The 21458-nt window shown below is 50.7% G+C and carries 18 protein-coding genes and 3 tRNA genes; 11 read left to right on the top strand and 10 right to left on the bottom strand.

Annotated features, from left to right (window positions below; all coding sequences use genetic code 11):
- Positions 1 to 550: 550 nt before the first annotated feature.
- Entirely contained in the window at positions 551 to 2434 is a 1884-nt protein-coding gene (locus tag IQ22_RS10840) for a tetratricopeptide repeat protein (protein WP_145141609.1), read from the bottom strand.
- Between the two features lie 44 nt (positions 2435 to 2478).
- Positions 2479 to 2910 (bottom strand): pilin, encoded by a 432-nt coding sequence (locus IQ22_RS10835; RefSeq protein WP_145141607.1) that lies wholly within the window; start codon positions 2908 to 2910, stop codon positions 2479 to 2481.
- Positions 2911 to 3132: 222 nt separating this feature from the next.
- Between IQ22_RS10835 and pilB the strand changes: the two genes are divergently transcribed.
- The 5 genes from pilB to yacG all read left to right on the top strand — a co-directional run bounded on the left by pilB (position 3133) and on the right by yacG (position 7842).
- Positions 3133 to 4827 (top strand): type IV-A pilus assembly ATPase PilB, encoded by a 1695-nt coding sequence (gene pilB, locus IQ22_RS10830; RefSeq protein ID WP_145141605.1) that lies wholly within the window; start codon positions 3133 to 3135, stop codon positions 4825 to 4827.
- A 118-nt stretch (positions 4828 to 4945) separates the two neighbouring features.
- Positions 4946 to 6163 carry a type II secretion system F family protein gene (locus tag IQ22_RS10825; protein ID WP_145141603.1) on the top strand — a complete coding sequence of 406 codons (1218 nt, stop codon included), beginning with the start codon at positions 4946 to 4948 and terminating at the stop codon, positions 6161 to 6163.
- Entirely contained in the window at positions 6163 to 7032 is an 870-nt protein-coding gene (locus IQ22_RS10820; protein ID WP_145141601.1) for a prepilin peptidase, read from the top strand. The genes IQ22_RS10825 and IQ22_RS10820 overlap by 1 nt, the downstream gene beginning before the upstream one ends.
- A complete protein-coding gene (gene coaE / locus IQ22_RS10815; RefSeq protein ID WP_145141599.1) occupies positions 7032 to 7646 on the top strand; it encodes a dephospho-CoA kinase in 615 nt (204 codons plus the stop codon). The genes IQ22_RS10820 and coaE overlap by 1 nt, the downstream gene beginning before the upstream one ends.
- On the top strand, positions 7639 to 7842 hold the full coding sequence (gene yacG, locus IQ22_RS10810) for a DNA gyrase inhibitor YacG (RefSeq protein ID WP_145141597.1): 204 nt from the start codon (positions 7639 to 7641) through the stop codon (positions 7840 to 7842). The genes coaE and yacG overlap by 8 nt, the downstream gene beginning before the upstream one ends.
- A 177-nt stretch (positions 7843 to 8019) precedes the next feature.
- Here yacG and IQ22_RS10805 read toward each other — a convergent pair whose 3' ends face one another.
- On the bottom strand, positions 8020 to 8493 hold the full coding sequence (locus IQ22_RS10805) for an FAD/FMN-containing dehydrogenase (protein ID WP_145141595.1): 474 nt from the start codon (positions 8491 to 8493) through the stop codon (positions 8020 to 8022).
- Positions 8494 to 8784: 291 nt separating this feature from the next.
- Between IQ22_RS10805 and IQ22_RS10800 the strand changes: the two genes are divergently transcribed.
- On the top strand, positions 8785 to 9264 hold the full coding sequence (locus IQ22_RS10800) for an MOSC domain-containing protein (protein WP_145141593.1): 480 nt from the start codon (positions 8785 to 8787) through the stop codon (positions 9262 to 9264).
- Between the two features lie 127 nt (positions 9265 to 9391).
- Positions 9392 to 10690 carry an NAD(P)/FAD-dependent oxidoreductase gene (locus IQ22_RS10795; RefSeq protein WP_145141591.1) on the top strand — a complete coding sequence of 433 codons (1299 nt, stop codon included), beginning with the start codon at positions 9392 to 9394 and terminating at the stop codon, positions 10688 to 10690.
- Positions 10691 to 10951: 261 nt separating this feature from the next.
- On the opposite strand, the gene IQ22_RS10790 is transcribed toward IQ22_RS10795, so the two are convergent.
- The 6 genes from IQ22_RS10790 to rluD all read right to left on the bottom strand — a co-directional run bounded on the left by IQ22_RS10790 (position 10952) and on the right by rluD (position 15798).
- Positions 10952 to 11027 (bottom strand) — tRNA-Lys (locus IQ22_RS10790).
- A gap of 6 nt (positions 11028 to 11033) precedes the next feature.
- Positions 11034 to 11110: transfer RNA gene (locus IQ22_RS10785), tRNA-Pro, on the bottom strand.
- Between the two features lie 10 nt (positions 11111 to 11120).
- A tRNA-Asn gene (locus IQ22_RS10780) sits at positions 11121 to 11196 on the bottom strand.
- Positions 11197 to 11394: 198 nt separating this feature from the next.
- Complete coding sequence (clpB, locus tag IQ22_RS10775) at positions 11395 to 13959, bottom strand: ATP-dependent chaperone ClpB (RefSeq protein WP_145141589.1); 2565 nt, start codon at positions 13957 to 13959, stop codon at positions 11395 to 11397.
- Positions 13960 to 14110: 151 nt separating this feature from the next.
- Positions 14111 to 14839 carry a peptidoglycan editing factor PgeF gene (gene pgeF / locus IQ22_RS10770; protein ID WP_145141587.1) on the bottom strand — a complete coding sequence of 243 codons (729 nt, stop codon included), beginning with the start codon at positions 14837 to 14839 and terminating at the stop codon, positions 14111 to 14113.
- Entirely contained in the window at positions 14836 to 15798 is a 963-nt protein-coding gene (gene rluD / locus IQ22_RS10765) for a 23S rRNA pseudouridine(1911/1915/1917) synthase RluD (RefSeq protein ID WP_145141585.1), read from the bottom strand. The genes pgeF and rluD overlap by 4 nt, the downstream gene beginning before the upstream one ends.
- Before the next feature lie 158 nt (positions 15799 to 15956).
- Here rluD and IQ22_RS10760 point away from each other — a divergent pair, with 158 nt between their 5' ends.
- The 4 genes from IQ22_RS10760 (at position 15957) to IQ22_RS10745 (ending at position 20311) form a co-directional block, all read left to right on the top strand.
- A complete protein-coding gene (locus IQ22_RS10760) occupies positions 15957 to 16964 on the top strand; it encodes an outer membrane protein assembly factor BamD (RefSeq protein WP_145141583.1) in 1008 nt (335 codons plus the stop codon).
- A 191-nt stretch (positions 16965 to 17155) separates the two neighbouring features.
- Positions 17156 to 17395 carry a PP0621 family protein gene (locus tag IQ22_RS10755; RefSeq protein ID WP_145141581.1) on the top strand — a complete coding sequence of 80 codons (240 nt, stop codon included), beginning with the start codon at positions 17156 to 17158 and terminating at the stop codon, positions 17393 to 17395.
- Positions 17385 to 18968, top strand: a complete 1584-nt coding sequence (locus IQ22_RS10750; RefSeq protein WP_145141579.1) for a two-component system sensor histidine kinase NtrB — start codon at positions 17385 to 17387, stop codon at positions 18966 to 18968. Before IQ22_RS10755 ends, IQ22_RS10750 begins: the two co-directional genes overlap by 11 nt.
- Before the next feature lie 2 nt (positions 18969 to 18970).
- A complete protein-coding gene (locus tag IQ22_RS10745; protein WP_145141577.1) occupies positions 18971 to 20311 on the top strand; it encodes a sigma-54-dependent transcriptional regulator in 1341 nt (446 codons plus the stop codon).
- A gap of 18 nt (positions 20312 to 20329) precedes the next feature.
- On the opposite strand, the gene thiO is transcribed toward IQ22_RS10745, so the two are convergent.
- Positions 20330 to 21448 (bottom strand): glycine oxidase ThiO, encoded by a 1119-nt coding sequence (gene thiO, locus IQ22_RS10740; protein ID WP_145141575.1) that lies wholly within the window; start codon positions 21446 to 21448, stop codon positions 20330 to 20332.
- Positions 21449 to 21458 lie beyond the last annotated feature (10 nt).

Below are 21458 nucleotides of genomic sequence, written 5' to 3'. Positions count from 1 at the left end.
AGGGCTTTGAAGCTAATAGCCAGCTTGTCAAAGCGGGTACAGTGCTAACGCATTTCCTTTAGTCGCTTGAATAGCCACTTGATTACGTCATGCTGCCTACAGCTAGGTTTGGTAAACCTTCGAGGCAGGCCTAGCCGAGGCTTTCGAAACATACTGCGCTGGGTAGTCGTGGCTGCATACCCAAGCAATTATGGTAGCGACGTAGCGCCTCACTATCATAGCCTTAGTCCGTAACTATTCTTCTGCAACGCTTACGCTGCCTGCCCTGACGACCAAGAAGCACCTGATCAAGTAGTACCGTGAAGTAGCCTAAGTCAGCCTGTTATCCAGGCGAAAGCGTAAAGCCTAACGAATACCGTTGGTATCACATAGCAAACAGATAGATCTTAGTGCCTATCCCCCACCACGGCTTCGTCCTAGGACATGACCTGCCGGTCGATACTCCACCAATGCGCAAAAGAGTACTTATTATAGCAAAGCTATTTTTTAATCTACTGATACTGCCTAATAAGCTTAAGCAGCTCTTTCATTTTAAAATTTAAAAACCGGACTAACTCTTACTTACCAAGCTACCAGTTATCATATTGCAAGCTTTTTGAGAGCCATCCTTATCACATATATCCTTGATAAATTTTGCCCTTGTTTCATAAACCTTTTCATGAGCCAAACTAGCAAAACCATCTAATGCCTTCACAAAAAAAGCATCGCCCAACTCAACATCCCCCTTACCATAATTAATCAAAGCACGCATTAACATAGAGACAGGATATTCTGGACTATAAAACTCCATAATACTTAAATTACTCAAAGCATCATCATATCTCTCCTGCTTAACGTAAGACTCAACTAAAGAGCCATACACATATCTTAAAAACCATGCATTAGGAACATTATCCCTAACAATTTTTGCGTCATGTAAAGATATGCCTTTCCTTAAGACTTCCTCATGTACCTTATTCTCATCTGAAAGCGAATCCTCCAACAAAACGTTCGCATCTAAAAGTCTTCCCTGTCGAATCAATAATTGTCCTTTAACAGCCTTCATTCTAGAAGAAAGACCTTTCTCCTTTTTTTCTATTTCAGAAAGTGCCTTATCTGCAACTTCCAGCTGCCCAAGAAAGATGGAAGACGCCACATAGTTAAATTGAATAAATTCTACATTAGGGTTTTTACTATAAGCCCATGACCATAATGAAAACTCATTCTGCCAAAGAGGAATAGTCACACGCAAATTCATGGAACACAAAACCAGCCAAAAAACCGGCATAAGTCTTATTAATTTACCGTACCGATTATCCTTAAGTAGCTCGACCGGCTTAAAACTAATAAGCGCCAAAACAAAAAACACTAAAGGCAATGCAACAAATCGCTCATGACCTATATTCCCGCCTATATTAAGAGGTATAATATTTAGAACGGGCAAAAGTGCAATAAAGCCACAAACCGCTAAAAGAGCGCCTTTAGTTCGGCACAAAGCTACAGCTAGAACTCCAGATATAAAAAACAAACCACAAACGATAATGTTTAATACGAGACTAATCCCCTCAAGCTCCCCCATCTGAACAGGATGCATTGGATTTAAATCAGAAAAAGGCCAAATTATCATCCTAAGATAAAAAAGCACAGTATATCCAATGAGCCCGATTCGTTGAAATACGCTTAACCCGCTCTCAACCTCTATATTCGCAACATAAATATCAGGATGAACTTCATACCTAACAAGCAAATACACTAATCCGCTAAAAAAAACACCTAAAAACAAAAAAACAAAAGATTTTCTAAAAATATTTTTTAGAAATATTAAAAATCTTTCTCCCGCCCCATAATTCACAAATAGCCAAACAGCCAAAATCAAAGGAAAAGTCACTGCCATTTCTTTTGACATAGAGGCGCAAAAAAAACTAAATGAAACCGCAACTACCCGTATCCATCCTTTTAGCCAAGTAGAAAAAACCAATCCTAGTAAGAAAAAGAGGGTAACTAGTAAATCAAATCTCCCCGCAACCCATACTGTGGACTCTATAAGAGCGGGATGCATACCATATATTACGATAGCTATAGCCGCCCGCTGATAAGCTTCTACGCTATGCTTACAAGACCTATCAACAGAAACCTTGTACGAAAGCAACCCTACTAAAATGCAATTTGCTAGCAATATTAAAAGATTAACAATATGAGAAACTGACGGATTTACATCGAAAATCTTGAACTCGCAAATGAAGCTTAAAAGTACTGCCGGACGAAAATAAGTAGTACCCGGCAAAATAGACTGACTAATAGAACCCCATAAATCCACTGGATCTCTAAGTGCAGAACTATCTAAAAATAACGTCGTATCGTCCCAAACATAATCATAGCTATGCACCGGAACATAAAATAGAGTTATTACCAAAAGTGCAAGTATTGGAGAAAATTTAGAAAAATAATTTTTCATAAAAATCCAAAAAAAAGCCCCTTATAAGGGGCTTTTTTTAAAAATTAACGACACTCGGAAGGTACATACTTAGCATTAGCGCTATTACTTACTGCGCAGGTCCAAGTAATAACATCACTCGGAACTGTACCTGCACTAATAGCTGAGCCACCTGAAGAAGGTGTTAAGGTAAAAACAACACCCTGAGCAGCTGAAGTCATTGTCACGGTAATTGCGCCATTTGCACCAACAGCTACAGAAGAAACGTTTTTAGTACCACTTGAATTGAAAGTCCATCCAGTACTTAAAGGAGAAGTAGCATTAGCAGCATTTTCTGCAACTAAAGTTTTAGCAGCAGCTGCCTGCGTTAGCCCTTCACTTACTCGAGCACGAACTGTGTAATCTTGATAAGCAGGTAGTGCAATAGCCGCTAGAATACCAATGATCGCCACTACGATCATCAATTCAATCAGTGTAAAACCTTTTTGAGCTTTCATGCGTGTCTCCGATAGAAGAAGTAGGCTCAACGTGCCTGACGAGACATAAGCATTCCGCGTGCCAAATTAGGAAAGCCCGCTATTTATGTGAAATAGCTCGCCTGCCGCTTCGCCTGCATGGCAGCTATTGACAAGAATTGTCACTTTAAAATGAGCCGTTTGATGTAGTCTTGTGGGCCTGCTATAAGGCAAGCATCTCTGTGATTGCCCAGGCTGTTTCTCATGACTGATTTCCCTCCTCTGTCCGGTCTTGCTCGCCAGCTCGTATTGGCCGAACTGCTCGATGAGAAAACAGCACAAAGTGCTGTAGCCCAGGCCAAACGCAGCCAAACGCCATTGGTGAGTTATCTCGTTCAAAATCGCTTAGTCAAAAGCCGCCCTCTGGCTGAATTAGCTGCGGAGCAATTCGGCTTGGCTTTTCTAGACTTGAGCGCGCTTGATAAGGAAAGCCTCCCCAAAGAAGTAGTTAGCGAAAAGCTGATGCAGCAGCATCACTTTCTCCCCCTCGCCAAGCGCGGAAATAAGCTTTATATCGGCCTTTCTGACCCAACCAATCAGCAGGCCATCAATGATGTGCAATTCAGCACTGGCCTTACCGCCGAGCCTATCCTGGTAGAGGATGACAAGCTTCATGACGCTATTGACCGTTACCTAGATAACGGCACAGGCGGTCTGGATATGGGTGATATTGATCTCGACGTTGAGATCGATGCTGGAGAAGAGAAAAAGCAAGAAGCCTCTGCAACCGATGCCGATGATGCGCCTGTTGTGCGCTTCGTTAATAAGATGCTACTGGATGCCATCAAACGCGGCTCATCGGACCTGCACTTCGAGCCCTATGAACGGATCTATCGGGTGCGCTTTCGTACCGATGGCGTCATGCATGAAGTAGCTCGCCCGCCTATTCAACTGGCACCTCGCATATCAGCCCGCCTGAAGGTCATGTCGAGCATGGATATTTCCGAGCGGCGCAAGCCACAGGACGGACGCGTCAAACTCAAGGTATCCAAGACCAAATCCATCGACTTTCGTGTGAATACTCTCCCCACCCTTTGGGGCGAAAAGATCGTAATGCGAATTCTTGACCCTTCCAGCGCTCAGATGGGCATTGATGCTTTGGGTTACGAAGAAGGTCAAAAAGCGTTGTATATGGACGCTTTAAGTCAGCCCCAGGGTATGATTCTGGTCACCGGCCCGACCGGTTCGGGCAAGACAGTATCGCTGTATACCGGTCTGAATATCCTCAATACGGAAGACATCAATATTTCTACAGCGGAAGATCCGGTAGAAATTAACCTGGAAGGTATCAATCAGGTTAACGTTAACCCGCGTCAAGGAATGGACTTTGCCCAGGCGCTTCGAGCATTTTTGCGTCAGGATCCTGACGTTATCATGGTGGGCGAGATCCGCGACTTAGAAACAGCTGAAATCGCCATCAAAGCCGCCCAAACCGGCCATATGGTAATGTCGACCCTTCATACAAACAGCGCCGCAGAAACCCTAACACGCCTGCGTAATATGGGCGTTCCTGCGTTCAACATCGCTACCTCGGTCAATCTGATCATTGCCCAGCGGCTGGCACGCAAACTCTGCCCTAAATGTAAAAAGCCTCATGATGTACCAAGAGAAACACTGCTTTCTGAAGGCTTCCCCGCAGACCAGATTGGCAAATTTACACTTTACTCCCCTATAGGCTGTGACGATTGCAATAAGGGCTACCGAGGCCGTATTGGTATTTATGAGGTGGTTAAGATCACCCCAGCCTTACAAAATCTGATTATGGAAGAAGGCAATTCTATCGCCATTGCCCGTAAGGCTCGCGAAGAAGGTTTCAACGATTTACGGACGTCCGGTCTGCTTAAGGCGATGCAAGGCGTCACAAGCCTGGAAGAAATCAACCGCGTTACCAAAGATTGATACTTTCTGGCTCAAAGCTTGCAAAGGTTGCCGTGACATTCACTTGAACGTGAGCGGGCCCTCTTACCTGAACACAGGTTAAAAGCGGTCCTCTCCTGCAACCTGAAGAGCCGCATGCATGGCCGATAAAGCGTTGAAAATGAGCGCCTTTACCTGGGAAGGCACGGACCGTAAAGGTGTCAAGGTAAAAGGCGAAATGAGCGGGCTAAATCCCGCCTTGGTCAAGGCCCAACTGCGCAAGCAGGGCGTTAACCCAACCCGTGTACGCAAAAAATCTATTTCGATACTGAGCCGCGGCAAAAAGATCAAGCCGTTGGACATTGCCCTGTTCACGCGCCAGCTGGCAACCATGCTGGGTGCAGGTGTTCCTCTGCTGCACTCGTTTGACATTATTAGCGAGGGCTTCGACAACCCGAACATGCGCAAACTGGTCGATGACATCAAACAGGAAGTAGCAGCTGGTAATAGCTTGTCCAGTTCGCTGCGCAAAAAGCCGCAATATTTTGACGACTTGTACTGCAACCTGGTTGATGCTGGTGAGCAATCAGGCTCATTGGAAACCCTGCTGGACCGTGTTGCAACTTACAAGGAAAAAACCGAGCAACTAAAGAAAAAGATCAAAAAGGCCATGACCTACCCGGCTGCTGTTGTGGTAGTAGCGATCATCGTATCGGCCATCCTATTGATCAAGGTCGTTCCACAATTCCAGTCGGTGTTTGAAGGGTTTGGTGCAGAGTTGCCTGCATTTACTATGATGGTGATTGCTCTCTCCGAAATGCTTCAGGCTTGGTGGTACATCGTCCTGTTTGCATTCTTTATTGCAGGGTACGCTTTCCGGATGGCGCATGTGCGCTCCGAGAAATTCCGTGATGCCGTGGATCGCTTCGTACTGAAGATTCCGGTGGTTGGCCAGATTCTGTATAAATCAGCTATTGCCCGCTATGCCCGTACGCTGTCCACTACATTTGCTGCTGGCGTGCCACTCGTGGATGCGTTGGACTCTGTTTCAGGAGCTACCGGCAACGTGGTATTCCGCAATGCCGTGGACCGAATCAAACAGGACGTATCGACGGGTATGCAGCTGAACTTCTCGATGCGCAATACCGCCGTCTTTACCTCCATGGCTGTTCAGATGACCGCCATTGGTGAAGAATCCGGCGCGCTGGATGAGATGCTGGATAAAGTGGCTACGTTCTATGAGGAAGAAGTCGACAATATGGTCGACAGCCTTACAAGCCTGATGGAGCCCATGATTATGGCCGTCCTGGGGGTTCTGGTTGGCGGCCTGATCATCGCGATGTACCTGCCGATCTTCCAACTGGGCTCAGTGGTGTGATGGAGGCGATTGATCTTTTAGGCAGCTATCCGTTGGCCTACCTGAGCGGTGCTTTGATCTTGGGCCTGCTGGTAGGCAGCTTTTTAAATGTAGTTGTTCATCGGCTTCCACTCATGCTGGAGCGTGAGTGGATCGCCCAGTCTCGCGAAATGCTGGGCTTGCCCGCCGAGGCATCGGGCGCACCGTATACCTTGTCGCGCCCTGGTTCGCACTGCCCTCACTGCAACCATAAAATTCGACCATGGGAAAATATTCCCCTGCTCAGCTACCTACTCCTGCGTGGTCGCTGCTCCCATTGTAAGACTACTATCAGCCTTCGTTATCCCCTGGTTGAGTTAACGTGCGGCCTGCTTTCCTTCGTAGTGGTCTGGCACTTTGGCTTTACCTGGCAGGCAGGCAGCGCTCTGCTTCTTACCTGGAGCTTGCTGGCGATGAGCCTGATCGACGCCGATCACCAGCTTCTTCCGGATATATTAGTACTGCCCATGCTGTGGCTGGGCCTGATCGCCAATCAGTTCGAGCTGTTTACCAACCTGCCGGATGCCGTATGGGGCGCCGCGGCTGGCTATCTCAGTCTTTGGTCGGTCTATCAGGTGTTCCGCCTCGTAACAGGCAAGGAAGGCATGGGCTTTGGCGATTTCAAACTCTTGGCCATGCTTGGCGCCTGGGGTGGCTGGCAAATCCTGCCGTTGACCATCTTGCTTTCATCTTTGGTTGGCGCCGTTCTTGGCATCATTTTGCTAAAACGGCGTAATGCCGAAAGCGGCACGCCTATTCCTTTTGGCCCTTATTTAGCAATTGCAGGGTGGATTGCATTGCTCTGGGGTGATCAAATAACCGGCATGTATCTTCAATTTGCCGGATTCTAATGACTACACCCTGGATCCTTGGCCTGACAGGCGGGATCGGCAGCGGCAAAAGCGCAGCAGCCGAACATTTCAGTACTCTTGGCATCCATACAGTGGATGCCGATCAGGTAGCACGCTGGGTTGTTGAGCCAGGCCGGCCTGCACTCGAGCAGATTGCCCATCGGTTCGGCGTTGATATTCTCTTACCGGATGGCCGACTTGATCGCCCCGCCCTACGTGCCCGCATTTTTTCCGCACCGGATGAGCGTCGCTGGCTGGAGCAATTGCTACATCCCTTGATTCGCCAGGAAACTATCCGCATGTTAGGTGAAGCGACCTCACCTTACGCCATTCTGGTTTCGCCACTTCTAATCGAGTCAGGGCAAATCCAGATGACGCAGCGGGTTCTTGTTATTGATGCGCCTGAAGCTCTCCAGCTTGAGCGCGCTATTCGCCGCGATCAAGCCAGCGAGGCACAAATTCGCGCCATCATCGCGGCGCAACTCGCACGCGATGAACGCCTGCGCCAAGCTGATGACGTGATCGTCAATAATGACGGCCTCGCTCACTTGAATGAGCAGGTAGAGCGCCTACACCGTTTTTATTTAACCCTCCAAGGAGGCAAGCATGCCTAAGCCACCCTTGTCAGTGAATTGCCCGACTTGCGGCGCACCTGTGGAATGGAGCGAACAAAGCCCAAATCGGCCTTTCTGCTCGGACCGCTGCAAATTAATTGATCTAGGCGCCTGGGCCTCGGAAGAGCATGCTATTCCGGGCAATGAGCTAGAGGATGATTTGTTTTCCGACGACCTTCCTCCACGCGAACATTGAGCCCGACGCACCTGCCCCGCTACGTCAGTTGTTGACACTACTCACCCACGCTCATGCTTTTCAATTACATAAAACTCGCTGAGTCAGGCTCAATGAAAAAAGCAGAAGCTTGAAATAGCTTCTGCTTTTAGGAAAAGGCATCGCCTATTGAGCCCTCTACCTATGCTCGTAAAAAAATTACTTCGATTTTGCCTGTAAAGCATCCTTTAACGCTTCTTCCGAATCGAATTCGCGCTGCCCCACGAAACGACCATGATCGAGCATAACCCAAAGGACTTTTTCCTTATCGCCTGGATAGCGAGGAGCCACGCGCCCCTTTCGGTCCAGAAGCACTCTATAGGAATATCCTTTCATGGCCGGAATTGCGAAGAGTGTTGAAATCATTGAGGGCATGTGGCTGATATCAGCCATAAGCATAATTTTCCGAGCCTCTAGAAACCCTTCAGACTGCTCCTTGAGCGCCGCATGGACAAGACTTGCTCCTTTCATACTTCGTGCTACAAGCAGAACCTGTAAATCGTCATTAAATGTATAAGGCTGTTCGAACTGATCAAGCAATGTCCAAGGCGCTAGACGCTGGCCAGGCTCAAGCGCCAGAGCGAGTCCCGGCATAGCGAAGAGAAACAGCACCCAGAAGCGCCAAGTGCGCATAGATCCTCCAAATAGACGATTTACGGAACGATTATGGCCGCTACGGCTTGCTATAAGGGAGTCCCTTTCTATCAATCCCATGACAGGCCACAGCATAGGAATATCGTATCTATACAGCTCCACTAATATTGCAAAGCGAGAATTATTATCATTAGTAACAGCACCATTTCGCCTTGAGCCTATCCTGCATCATAATGCTCACTCTAAGGGCATCCAAGTGATGCGGCTTTCTGATTGAAGAAATCCCCAAGCCAGGCGTCATAGTAATACCTTGCAACCAGGTTCAGATTAATGATTCCACTTAAGGAATTACTGGCCGCCGTGCCTCAGCAGGGCGTAGTCCAATGGATAGGTGTACGTCCCGCCTTACGGGCAGACATGATTGTAGTAGAGGAAGTAGAGGCCCGTCGCGAGGCAGGCCTGACAGGTGATCATGCTCGCCCGAGCCCGCGCAATTCGCGGCAGGTTACATTTATCCAATGGGAACACTTGGCCGTTGTCAGTGCGCTTATCGGACGACCGCTTGAACCTCAGGATCTACGCCGCAATATAGCAGTATCAGGTATCAACCTTTTTAGCCTTAAAAACCGTCAGTTCCAGATTGGTGATGCGCTTTTCGAAACGACGGGCTGGTGCCAGCCCTGCTCCCGCCTGGAAGAACGATTAGGTAAAGGCACGTTTCAAGCTATGCGCGGCCATGGCGGTATCACCGCACGCGCACTCAACGGCGGAGTTATCCGGCTTGGCGACTCATTAACTGTTGTCGAATGACGGGCAAGTCGATGTATCTACCGAACCTACTTACTACACCGCTTTTGACGAGTTGCTCGTGTTACATCACACACCTTCACGGCCCGCATTCAGTTATCGAATTCCCACTCTATGAGTATCAAGCACTATGACACATCGCATTGTAATCGTAGGCGGCGGCGCTGGCGGCCTAGAGCTGGCCACTCGCCTAGGTCGTACGCTCGGTAAGCACCAGAAGGCTTGCATCACACTAGTGGATGCCAACCTGACACACATCTGGAAGCCACTGATGCATGAGATTGCGGCAGGATCTCTCAACTCATCGGCAGATGAATTGAATTACGTTGCGCAAGCCAAGTGGAATCACTTTCAATTTCAGATAGGGCGAATGACCGGACTGGATAGAACCAGCAAACAGATTCGCCTGGCAGCGATAACAGATGAAAAGGGTAAGGAAATTCTGGCTGAACGAACCCTGCCCTACGATACCTTAGTGATCTCGATCGGCAGTAACACCAACGACTTTGGCACGCCAGGCGCTGCCGAGCATTGTCTATTCCTCGATACCCGCGCCCAGGCCGAGCGTTTTCATCAGCGATTGTTAAATCACTATCTACACGCACAAGCCAGTACAGAAAATGCTGCTCCTATCGATGTAGCGATCGTGGGTGCGGGAGCAACTGGTGTCGAGCTGGCTGCCGAACTGCGTAACGCTGCTCATCAATTAGTTTCTTACGGACTGGACCGTATTCAGCCGGACGATTTGCGCATCACCATCATCGAAGCAGGCCCCCGCGTTTTACCTGCTCTGCCTGAGCGTATTGGTGAGCCTGTTGCTCAACAATTAAAAAAGCTTGGTGTTCGCCTCATAACCGGCGCAGCTGTAAGCTCGATTACGGAAGACGGTTTAACGACCAAAGACGGCGAATTCATTCCTGCCACACTAAAAGTCTGGGCTGCAGGCATTCGCGCACCGGCCTTCTTGGCAGACCTAGACGGACTAGAAAGCAATCGGATCAACCAGTTAGTGGTCCGCCCTACCCTGCAAACTACACGTGACGATGACATTTTCGCTTTTGGTGATTGCGCTGCTTGCCCAATGTCCGGCGAAGATAACCGCAATGTTCCTCCACGGGCGCAGGCCGCCCATCAGCAAGCGTCTCTACTCGTCAAGTCTATGAAGGCTCGTTTAAAAGGTGAGGCACTGCCTGAGTATCACTACAAGGATTATGGTTCGTTAATTTCCTTGTCGCGCTATTCGGCAGTAGGCAATCTAATGGGTAATCTGACCGGAAATATCATGCTTGAAGGCTGGCTGGCACGGATGTTCTATGTGTCCCTGTATCGCCTGCATCAACGCGCACTATACGGTAATTTCCGCACGTTGCTTCTGCTGATCAATGATCACCTGGGCCATACCCTGCGCCCACGTCTCAAACTGCATTAAATAAAGACCATAGCGCTATCGGCTTCATGCGACGCCGATAGCCTGACTAATTTACTAACCTTTTAACATTTAAAGCTTTAGACGCCATAAAGATTAGCGACACAAGCTGCTAGAGATAAGCACACAGGCTTAAACAGCCGAATCGCAAGAATAAGGTAGTAAACAGAAAGGGAAATCTAGATTAAGCTTACTATCTGCTCATGCCTTAAGGATCAAGCATTTTACAGAAAGATACTTTAGAGGAGAGTAACAAGTAATAAGTGGTGGGTCGTGTAGGATTCGAACCTACGACCAATTGGTTAAAAGCCAACTGCTCTACCGACTGAGCTAACGACCCACTTAATGGTCGGGGTAGGGGGATTCGAACTCCCGACATCCTGCTCCCAAAGCAGGCGCGCTACCGGGCTGCGCTATACCCCGACAAGGAAGTTGGCTCCGCGACCTGGACTCGAACCAGGGACCCAATGATTAACAGTCATTTGCTCTACCGACTGAGCTATCGCGGAACATCACATCTTCCATCTCACCTTCAGCTTTCAGTGTTTAGCTGCGTTGCTGCAGGTGAGGTGCGCCATTTTACGGATATCGTTTTCCCTGTCAACACCTCAAACCAAACTTTTTTTAAAAAATCATAGAGTTAATGAAAGTAGCCTGTTGGCAGGCGGGGCATCACGCAATACCCCGCCTATTCCATAGCCAGATGATTAGGCGAACACAATCTCATCATCAACTACGTTCGCCTCGATACGACTACCCGGCACGAACTGCCCCGATAGAATCTGTTGGGCCAGCGGATTCTCGATCCAGCGCTGGACAGCACGCTTCAGCGGGCGTGCGCCATAAACGGGGTCGTACCCCACCGCTACCAGCTTATCCATCGCCTCCTGCGACAAGGCTAAGTCCAACTCCCGCTCAGCCAGACGCTGGCGTAAACGACCAAGCTGGATCTCAGCAATACCGGCAATCTGATCACGGCCCAGCGGCTCGAACACGACCACCTCATCGATCCGGTTGATAAACTCCGGACGGAAATGTGCTGACACCGCATCCATGACGGCAGCACGCTGCGCCTCAGGATCGCCGACCAGCTCTTGAATTTGAGCCGATCCGAGATTTGAGGTCATAACCACGACCGTATTACGGAAGTCGACCGTACGGCCCTGGCTATCAGTCAGGCGTCCATCATCAAGCACTTGAAGCAGGATGTTGAATACATCCGGATGCGCCTTTTCCACCTCATCCAGCAAGATGACCGAGTAAGGCTTGCGCCGCACCGCTTCCGTCAGATATCCCCCCTCCTCGTAACCAACATAGCCCGGGGGAGCCCCAATCAAACGTGCCACAGAATGTTTTTCCATGAACTCGGACATGTCGATCCGAACCATAGCCTCTTCGGTGTCGAACAGGAACTCCGCCAGGGATTTGCACAGCTCTGTTTTACCGACCCCTGTTGGCCCCAAAAACAGGAAGGAGCCACTAGGACGATTTGGGTCAGACAATCCTGCCCGGGAACGGCGAACGGCATTAGCCACGGCGGTTACCGCTTCATTCTGGCCAATAACACGCTTATGCAACGCATCTTCCATGCGCAAGAGTTTGTCACGCTCGCCTTCCAGCATTTTGCTCACCGGAATTCCTGTCCACTTGGACACAACCTCAGCAATTTCATCTTCAGTGACCTTATTGCGCAGCAGCTGATTGGCTGGCTTCTCATGCTGATCCACCATCTGTAAGCTTCGCTCAAGATCAGGAATCACGCCGTACTGCAACTCGGCCATACGGTTCAGGTCGCCTTTACGGCGTGCCAACTCCAACTCCTGCTTGGCTTGCTCAATCCTTCCCTGCAACTGTGCTGATCCCTGCACCTCCGCCTTTTCGGCTTTCCAGATTTCTTCCAGATCGGCATATTCCTGTTCAAGCCGGGCAATGTCGTCTTTTAGTTTTTCCAGACGCTTCAGCGCAGCCTCGTCATCCTCTTTCTTGAGTGCTTCCCGCTCAACTTTAAGCTGAATCAGACGACGCTCCAGACGATCAAGGGGCTCCGGCTTGGAGTCGATTTCCATCCGGATACGGCTAGCTGCCTCGTCAATCAGGTCAATAGCCTTGTCGGGCAACTGGCGATCCGTGATATAGCGATGCGACAGCTTGGCAGCAGCGATAATGGCACCGTCGGTAATGGCCACCTTATGGTGAACTTCATACCGCTCCTTGAGGCCACGCAGGATAGCAATGGTATCCTCCTCGCTCGGCTCATCGACCAGCACTTTCTGGAAGCGCCGTTCCAGAGCAGCATCTTTTTCAATGTACTTGCGGTATTCGTCCAATGTCGTGGCGCCAACGCAGTGCAGCTCACCACGCGCTAAAGCTGGCTTTAACATGTTTCCAGCATCCATGGCACCTTCCGCTTTGCCAGCGCCGACCATGGTATGCAGCTCATCGATAAAAAGAATGACCCGACCTTCCTGCTTGGAAAGCTCATTCAGAACGCTCTTTAGGCGTTCTTCAAACTCCCCACGGAATTTAGCGCCAGCAATCAAGGACCCCATATCTAACGCCAGCAACCGTTTATCTCTCAAACCGTCAGGTACTTCGCCATTAACTATACGTTGAGCCAGCCCCTCGACAATGGCGGTTTTACCTACCCCGGGCTCACCGATCAGCACAGGATTGTTCTTGGTCCGTCGCTGCAGGACCTGAATGGTACGGCGAATTTCGTCGTCACGGCCGATGACCGGGTCCAACTTACTGTCTTCGGCGCGCTTGGTCAGATCGATCGTATATTTATCCAGTGCCTGCCGCGATTCCTCGGCATTCGGGTCATTCACCGCCTCGCCGCCACGCAGATTATTGACGGCATTTTCCAAAGCTTTTCTGGAAACGCCCTGCCCCAACAGCAGTTTGCCTAGCTTGGTGTTCTCATCCATGGCAGCCAGCAGGACCAGTTCACTCGAGATAAACTGATCACCCTTCTGCTGGGCCAGCCGGTCAGCTTGATTCAACAGACGGGCCAGATCCTGAGACAGACTCACATCTCCAGTAGGATTTTGAATTTTGGGAAGCCCATCCATTTCCTTGGTAAGCGCCTGACGCAGCGCTTGAATATCAAACCCTACCTGGCGCAGCAGGGGCAGGATGGATCCTCCCTGCTGATCAAGCAGAGCCGAAAATAGATGTACTGGCTCAATAGCCGGATGGTCATGACCGACCGCCAGGGATTGAGCATCGGCCAATGCGACTTGCAACTTACTGGTTAAGCGGTCGATTCGCATAAAAATGTCCTTTGAATAGGAAATACGGGTAGGCGCGACATATACGCGCCGGTAACGATTACCCGTCGAGATGCCTCTTACATAAGGACAGTTTTTAACGATTCAAGCACTCCGCTCTTGACTCACATCAGTAGTTGGAGTTAATCAACCGTCACGTCAACCAGATCAAGCTGGCCATGCGCCCTGTTTGCGGAGAGCGGCGATAGGAGAAAAAACGGTCTTCATCTGTATAAGTACACAGACCGCCGCCATAGACAGCATGGATGCCCTGCTGAGCCAGACGCAACCGCGCCAGCTGGTAGAGATCTGCCATAAAGCGCCCCTGATTGAGACTAGGGCGAAATGCCGCCTCAGCAGAAGCCTGCTCACGTATAAAGGCTGCCTTGACCTCAGGCCCTACTTCGAACGCATCCGGCCCGATTGCAGGCCCTAACCAGACCAAGATATCGTCTGGCGGAGAGTCTAATGTGGCCACTGTCGCTTCGAGAATACCATTGACCAGCCCGCGCCATCCGGCGTGAGCAGCGGCCACACGGCTACCGGCACGATTGCAGAATAAGACAGGAAGACAGTCTGCAGTCATGATGGTAGCGGCCACGCCGGGGGTAGACGTCCAGACCGCATCCGCCTCAAGAATCCTGTCAGGCTGGGCCTCAACCACGGACAAACCGTGTACCTGACGCAACCAGGCCGGCTGACACCCTAGCGTAGAGACCAGTCGCTGACGGTTTTCCAAGACAGCACCTGGATCGTCCTGCACATGATCGCCAAGATTCAAGCTTGCATAGGCTCCCTGGCTGACACCGCCTAGCCGTGTTGTCGCGCAGCTCCGCACGTTAGCAGGCGCCGGCCACTCGGGAATCAGCCAGTTCTCATTCATCCGGTGAAGGCCTCACGATCCTGTCTAAGCAAACTAAGCAGCCAGACCAGATCCTCTGGCAGAGGCGATTCCCAGCTCAACCGCTCGCCTGTCACAGGGTGCTCTAGCTCAAGGAAGCGAGCATGCAAGGCTTGTCGTGGGAACTCACGCAAAGTCTTTACTAATGTTGGATTGGTCGCGGGCGGAATACGGAAACGCCCGCTATAAACTGGATCACCAACCAAGGGATAGCCGATATGCGTCATATGCACACGAATCTGATGCGTTCGCCCGGTTTCCAGCTTCACGCGCACATGGGTATAGGCACGGAACCGCTCGAGTACACGGTAATGACTGACAGCTGGCTTCCCGCCTGTTACAACGGCCATTTGTTGGCGACGCTGGGAATGTCTACCGATCGGAGCATCCACCGTACCGCCTGAAACCACGACACCAGACACAATGGCTTCATAAATACGGCTGACCGAGCGTTCCTGCAACTGTGCAACCAGGTGTGTATGTGCTTCAAGCGTCTTGGCAACAACCATGAGCCCTGTGGTGTCCTTGTCCAGGCGATGCACTATGCCTGCCCGTGGGACGTTGGCCAATGCCGGAACATGATGGAGCAAGGCATTGAGCAGTGTGCCGTCGGCATGTCCTGCCGCGGGATGGACAACTAACCCGGCGGGCTTGTCTAGAACTAGCAGGTGGTCGTCTTCATGCACTATATTCAGCTCGATATCCTGAGCCACCCAATCGCCTTGCGCTTCCCGCTGGGCATTCAGGGACAAGACAGCACCACTGTGAACTGTATCGCGTGGCCGAAGGACGGCACCATCGACCGTCAAGGCGCCTTCCTTGATCCAGGTTGCCAACCGTGATCGGGAATATTCGGAAAAAAGTTGTGCGGCCACTTGATCGAGGCGTTGACCGCCGAGCTCTGAAGGAACTTCGGCACTGAGTTGAATAATATCGGACATGAGTAGCCAACAAAGGCAGTGTAGCTTTTGGTTTCGGCTACACGCTGTGGTTAAATACGGAAACTTTTTGCCCTGGCATGTCATACATGCCGGATGTTCATCATAACAGGACGGTTCCGGCTCCGTCAGCCGACCGTCTCAGGGAACGCAAAGCCGCCATGCAATTGAAGCACCTGCTGCTGATCGCCAGCCTAGCCCTTACCGCTGCCTGTTCCTCAAACACGCCTGAAGTAGCGGAGAACCTGAGCGAAACCGATCTGTACCGGCAAGCCCAGGAAGATTTGAATAACAACAACTATAACCAGGCGGTCAGCAAGCTGCGCGCATTGGAGTCGCGTTATCCGTTTGGTCGCTACGCTGAACAGTCTCAACTCGAGCTTATCTACGCAAATTACAAGAATGGCGAACCCGAGGCCGCCCGCACTGCTGCCGACCGCTTTATTCGTCTACACCCGCAACATCCCAATGTCGACTATGCGTACTACATGAAAGGTGTCGCGTCGTTCGAACAGGATCGCAGCCTGCTGGCCCGCTTCCTCCCGCTGGATCTGACCAAGCGAGATCCTGGAGCAGCGCGCGATTCCTTTAACGATTTTGCTCAATTCACCAGCCGCTTCCCGAACAGTTCCTACGCTCCTGACGCCAAGGCCCGCATGACATACCTGCGCAACCTGCTGGCAGCCTATGAGATTCACGTGGCCGACTATTACATGTTGCGTAAGGCTTACGTCGCAGCCGCCAACCGTGGACGCTATGTCGTGGAAAACTTCCAGGGCACACCCGCTGTAGGCGATGGCCTTGCCATCATGGTCGAGGCCTATCAGCACATGGGATTGAATGATCTGGCAGCCACTAGCCTCGAAACACTGAAAATGAACTATCCAGACAATCCCAGCCTGGACAATGGTACATTCGTGCCCAAGCAACGCTCTGAAGATGATCGCTCTTGGCTTGCCCGTGCAACCCTTGGCCTTATCGACCGGCCGAATGAGCCACTACCGCCCGGCCAAACTCGAGCCTCTCAGGATATCGAGCGTCAATACGAAGAGGCCAAGCGTGAGATTCCGCCAGAATTACTGCCTGAAAACCACTCTGAAGCTACTACACCCAGCGACACGCCCAAGCGCTCCTGGTTTAGTCGGCTAACGTTTGGATTATTTGACTGAATGAATCTGTTAGAGCAAAGGAGGCCTAGGCCTCCTTTGCTTTTTATAGCGATATATCTACTGACATAACCGGAAGCTTTAGCTTTCACCTCAATAGAAATGTCACTCCCTCTTCGGCCATCACAGCATAAATCTGTGCGTCCTATGCGAGGTTGGCTAAACTGTTCCCTCCCGCCTAATTAGAGACGATCATGGGTTTGTTTCGTTTATTATTCTGGATAGCCTTGATTCTGGCCATTATCTGGCTATGGCGCAGAGTGGCACGATCCAAGCGGCAGCGCTCTAAGCGCTCCCGAACTCTACAGACTCATACCATGGTTCGCTGTCACTTCTGCCGCGTCCATGTCCCTCAAGATAAAGCGCTATCGCATGGCAATCACTGGTATTGCTGCAACGATCATCTGGAGAAAAGCCTGACTCGTGACCAGTGACTTACTACTGCCTACCCTGCAGGATGGCCGCATATTAAGGCTCTATCACTATTATCGAATCATTGTCGGCCTGATCTTTTTTTTGCTGACAACGACTAATCTTGACGCCAACTTACTCAATGTTAACGAGAACGGCCATTTTTTCCATGTAAGCTGGGCTTATCTAGGCTGTAACGTGCTCGCGGCGTTTTTGCCTCCGCTTCGCAAGCAGAATCATGTTTTCCTACTTGCCTTATTCGACGTGCTGCTGCTTTCGTACTTGATGTACTGCGCAGGCGGAACCTCTAGTGGGATCGGCAACCTCGTCATCATTACCGTTTCAATCGCTAACATTTTGCTGCGCGGCCGTATAGGCATTCTCTTGGCCGCTCTGGCAACCCTGGTGCTGATTTACGCCACCTTTTACCGAACGCTGCTATTTCCAAATGGAAGTACTCAGTATGTTCAAGCAGGTGGGCTGGGCGCACTGTGTTTCGCCGCCGCGTTCCTGGTCCAGAGTCTTGTTGGAAGACTCATGAAAAGCCAGACGCTGGCCGAGGAGCGCGCCACTGTCGTAGCGGATCTTGAAACGCTCAACGCATTGATTCTGGATCGTATGCGGACGGGAATTATTGTGCTGAACGCCAGCCACAAGGTTTTGCTGGCCAATCCGGCCTCGCTTGAATTGTTAGGCCAGACCGAGTTGGTTCATGAGGATATAGAGTCGCATTGCCCAGAGCTTATGGAGCGCCTCCAACAGTGGGACCGCAACCGAACGCTACGGCCAACGCCCATACAAGCCTTTGGCGAGGGCCCGCTCATTCAACCCAGCTTTGTGCCCATTCAGCGCAGCGGCGAGCAGCACCTGCTCATCTTTCTGGAAAATATTTCCCGTATCGCTCAGCAGGCCCAACAGCTCAAACTGGTCTCGCTCGGGCGGCTTACTGCCGGGATCGCTCATGAAATCCGTAATCCTCTAGGCGCCATTAGCCATGCGGCTCAGCTTCTTCAGGAGTCAGACACGCTGGATAAATCCGATCAGCGCTTAACACAGATTATCCAAGACCAATCACGGCGCATGAACATCATTATTGAGAATGTGCTGCAGTTGTCTCGACGTCGGCAGGCCGAGCCTCAGTTGCTTGACTTGAAATACTGGGTACACCGCTTCGCTGGCGAGCTTCGTCCCTCTTTACGAGCCGACCAATTTATACACATACAAACCACGCCAGGTACCTTGCAGACCCGAATGGATCCTAGCCAGCTGACGCAGGTTATGACGAACTTGGTGCAGAACGGTTTGCGTCATAGCGCTAAAGTCCACGGTAAAGGCCAGGTTTGGCTGGACCTCTTCCGCGACCCAGAAAGTGATCTTCCTGTACTCGATATAACCGATGACGGTCCAGGAGTACCGGAAGAGCAAATTCAGAATCTTTTCGAACCTTTCTTCACGACTGAAAGCAAAGGCACTGGACTTGGACTCTATATTTCCCGAGAGTTATGCGAAAGCAACCAAGCCCTCCTAGACTACCGTCCGCAGAAACAGGGTGGCTGTTTCCGTATCACTTTTGCCCACCCGCGCAAATTGAGTTGAGCATGAACCGACAGAAAGTCCTAATCATTGATGATGAACCCGATATCCGAGAACTCCTCGAAATTACCTTAGGGCGCATGAAGCTTGATACGCATAGCGCCCGTAACGTCAAGGAAGCCCGGGATATTCTCGGACGGGAATCTTTTGATTTGTGCCTAACGGATATGCGCTTACCCGATGGGTCAGGGATAGAGCTGGTGCAGCACATCCAGCAACAGTATCCAACCACGCCAGTTGCCATGATCACGGCCTTTGGCAGCCTGGATACGGCTATCCAGGCGTTGAAAGCCGGCGCCTTCGATTACCTTACCAAACCTGTAGACTTACCGCGCCTAAGGGAGCTTGTTACCACCGCGCTGCGCCTCAGTACCGTTCCTCAAACGGCTGCCAAGCCGGCAGACCACCGCTTACTGGGCGACTCCCCACCCATGCGCACCTTGCGCTCACAGATCAGTAAGCTAGCCCGTAGCCAGGCACCGGTATACATCAGCGGCGAGTCGGGGAGCGGAAAGGAGCTAGTAGCCCGACTCATCCATCAACAGGGACCGCGTGCGGATCGTCCTTTCATTCCTGTTAACTGCGGTGCCATCCCTACAGAGCTAATGGAAAGCGAGTTTTTTGGGCATAAGAAAGGAAGTTTTACAGGTGCTATCGAAGACAAGCAGGGGCTTTTCCAGGCGGCACAAGGTGGCACGCTGTTTCTCGACGAAGTGGCCGACCTCCCCCTGGCCATGCAGGTGAAGCTACTGCGTGCTATCCAGGAAAAAGCCGTACGCCCTGTAGGCGGGCAACAGGAAATTGCCTTGGATGTTCGCATCCTGAGCGCGACGCACAAGGACTTGGCCGCCGAAGTTGCGGCTAACCGCTTCCGCCAAGACCTCTTTTATCGCCTCAATGTTATTGAACTACGTGTCCCGCCACTGCGTGAGCGCCGCGAGGACATTGCCGAGCTTTGCAACGTTGTGCTGAAGCGGCTTGCCAGTGAATCCCAACAAGACCCTGCACACCTTACCGATGAGGCCTTAGCCAAGCTCAAGAGCTATCGCTTTCCGGGTAATGTACGTGAGCTGGAAAACATGCTCGAACGGGCCTATACCCTATGCGAAGATAACCAGATCAAACCCAGCGATTTACGCTTAGCGGATACAGGTCAATCGAATGGGAACGGCGACGCCAACCTTGCCACGATTGACAATCTTGAGGATTATCTTGAGGAAATTGAACGCAAGCTCATCATGCAAGCGCTAGAAGAAACCCGCTGGAACCGCACCGCCGCAGCGGAGCGATTAGGGTTATCGTTCCGCTCGATGCGTTATCGCCTAAAGAAACTGGGAATAGACTGAGCCAGTCAGTCAAAAACACTATAAACGTGTCTCCGGCAGATAAGGGGCAGGATCGATGATCGGTCTTTGCCCTGTCATTAAATCTGTTAGTAGCTGACAAGAAGCGGGCGCCAAAACCAGACCATTACGATAGTGCCCACAGTTTAACCATAGCCCTTTAAATCCAGGAACTGGCCCAATAAAAGGGACTCCTTTAGGCGACCCTGGGCGCAATCCAGCCCAATGCTTAACCACTTCGGCATTAGCTAGAGCTGGTAACAACTCTATGGCTGACGCTTTTAAACTTTTAAGTGCTTCAGCAGTAGGCGTTTTGTCAAAACCGGCATGCTCTAAAGTACTACCTACCAAAATATGGCCGTCTTTACGTGGAATGGCATAGCGTCCCTTAGCCATCACGATGCTTGGCAAAAAGTCTTCGTTGCACTTGTATAAAATCATTTGCCCTTTTACGGGCTCGACGGGCAATTTAAGTCCAAGTGTCTCAAGCAGTTCTCCACTCCATGCACCTGCGGTTATTACTACTTGCCCGCTATAGAAGGTTTCCTGCTCCGTTTTCACTCCTTGAATACAGCCTTGCTTACAAAGGACTTCTTTAATTGCACAGCGCTCGACAATGCGCACGTTTGATTTAGTTTGTAGCGCGGCACGCAAAGCTTTGACTAAACGAGGATTACGAACATTGGCCACATCTTCCATATAAAGAGCGCGCTCAAAACCAGGCCCTAACGGAGGTACGCTTCTATAAACATGGTCAATAGGCACCGAAAACAATGGCCGCTCAGCAGCTTTTGCCCACTCAAGAGCCTGTGCCTCATCCTCCAGGTCAAGCCAGTAAAGACCTGTAGTATGAACTTGCGGATCGAGCCCTGTTAACTCTAATAATGTCTTACCAAAGGCAGGATAAAAATCCTGAGACCAATGAGCCAGTGCTGTTACTTCAGCAGTGTAACGCCAGGGGTAAAGAGGTGAAACAATACCACCTCCTGCCCAAGATGCTTCACGCCCCGTTTCATCTCGCTCTATGAGGACTACCTCATCCATATATCTACTGAGGTTAAGGGCCGATAACAAACCAATGACACCAGCACCTACAATGATAACGGACACGACATGCCTCGACCGATAAGCTAAGAGCATTCGATTATAG

This window comes from Pseudomonas duriflava, from assembly GCF_007830155.1.
Taxonomy (GTDB): domain Bacteria; phylum Pseudomonadota; class Gammaproteobacteria; order Pseudomonadales; family Pseudomonadaceae; genus Chryseomonas; species Chryseomonas duriflava.
The sequence above is the reverse complement of the archived record's forward strand: the minus strand, read 5'-3'. Positions and strand labels throughout refer to the sequence as shown.

What these genes read in the sequence shown, in the direction of transcription:
- IQ22_RS10755 (WP_145141581.1), top strand. Translation starts at nt 17,156, where the DNA reads ATGGGTTTGTTTCGTTTATTATTCTGGATAGCCTTGATTCTGGCCATT.
- IQ22_RS10800 (WP_145141593.1), top strand. Translation starts at nt 8,785, where the DNA reads ATGATTCCACTTAAGGAATTACTGGCCGCCGTGCCTCAGCAGGGCGTA.
- pgeF (WP_145141587.1), bottom strand. Translation starts at nt 14,839, where the DNA reads ATGAATGAGAACTGGCTGATTCCCGAGTGGCCGGCGCCTGCTAACGTG.
- IQ22_RS10820 (WP_145141601.1), top strand. Translation starts at nt 6,163, where the DNA reads ATGGAGGCGATTGATCTTTTAGGCAGCTATCCGTTGGCCTACCTGAGC.
- pilB (WP_145141605.1), top strand. Translation starts at nt 3,133, where the DNA reads ATGACTGATTTCCCTCCTCTGTCCGGTCTTGCTCGCCAGCTCGTATTG.
- yacG (WP_145141597.1), top strand. Translation starts at nt 7,639, where the DNA reads ATGCCTAAGCCACCCTTGTCAGTGAATTGCCCGACTTGCGGCGCACCT.
- rluD (WP_145141585.1), bottom strand. Translation starts at nt 15,798, where the DNA reads ATGTCCGATATTATTCAACTCAGTGCCGAAGTTCCTTCAGAGCTCGGC.
- IQ22_RS10835 (WP_145141607.1), bottom strand. Translation starts at nt 2,910, where the DNA reads ATGAAAGCTCAAAAAGGTTTTACACTGATTGAATTGATGATCGTAGTG.
- coaE (WP_145141599.1), top strand. Translation starts at nt 7,032, where the DNA reads ATGACTACACCCTGGATCCTTGGCCTGACAGGCGGGATCGGCAGCGGC.
- IQ22_RS10760 (WP_145141583.1), top strand. Translation starts at nt 15,957, where the DNA reads ATGCAATTGAAGCACCTGCTGCTGATCGCCAGCCTAGCCCTTACCGCT.
- IQ22_RS10805 (WP_145141595.1), bottom strand. Translation starts at nt 8,493, where the DNA reads ATGCGCACTTGGCGCTTCTGGGTGCTGTTTCTCTTCGCTATGCCGGGA.
- clpB (WP_145141589.1), bottom strand. Translation starts at nt 13,959, where the DNA reads ATGCGAATCGACCGCTTAACCAGTAAGTTGCAAGTCGCATTGGCCGAT.
- IQ22_RS10840 (WP_145141609.1), bottom strand. Translation starts at nt 2,434, where the DNA reads ATGAAAAATTATTTTTCTAAATTTTCTCCAATACTTGCACTTTTGGTA.
- IQ22_RS10745 (WP_145141577.1), top strand. Translation starts at nt 18,971, where the DNA reads ATGAACCGACAGAAAGTCCTAATCATTGATGATGAACCCGATATCCGA.
- thiO (WP_145141575.1), bottom strand. Translation starts at nt 21,448, where the DNA reads ATGCTCTTAGCTTATCGGTCGAGGCATGTCGTGTCCGTTATCATTGTA.
- IQ22_RS10795 (WP_145141591.1), top strand. Translation starts at nt 9,392, where the DNA reads ATGACACATCGCATTGTAATCGTAGGCGGCGGCGCTGGCGGCCTAGAG.
- IQ22_RS10825 (WP_145141603.1), top strand. Translation starts at nt 4,946, where the DNA reads ATGGCCGATAAAGCGTTGAAAATGAGCGCCTTTACCTGGGAAGGCACG.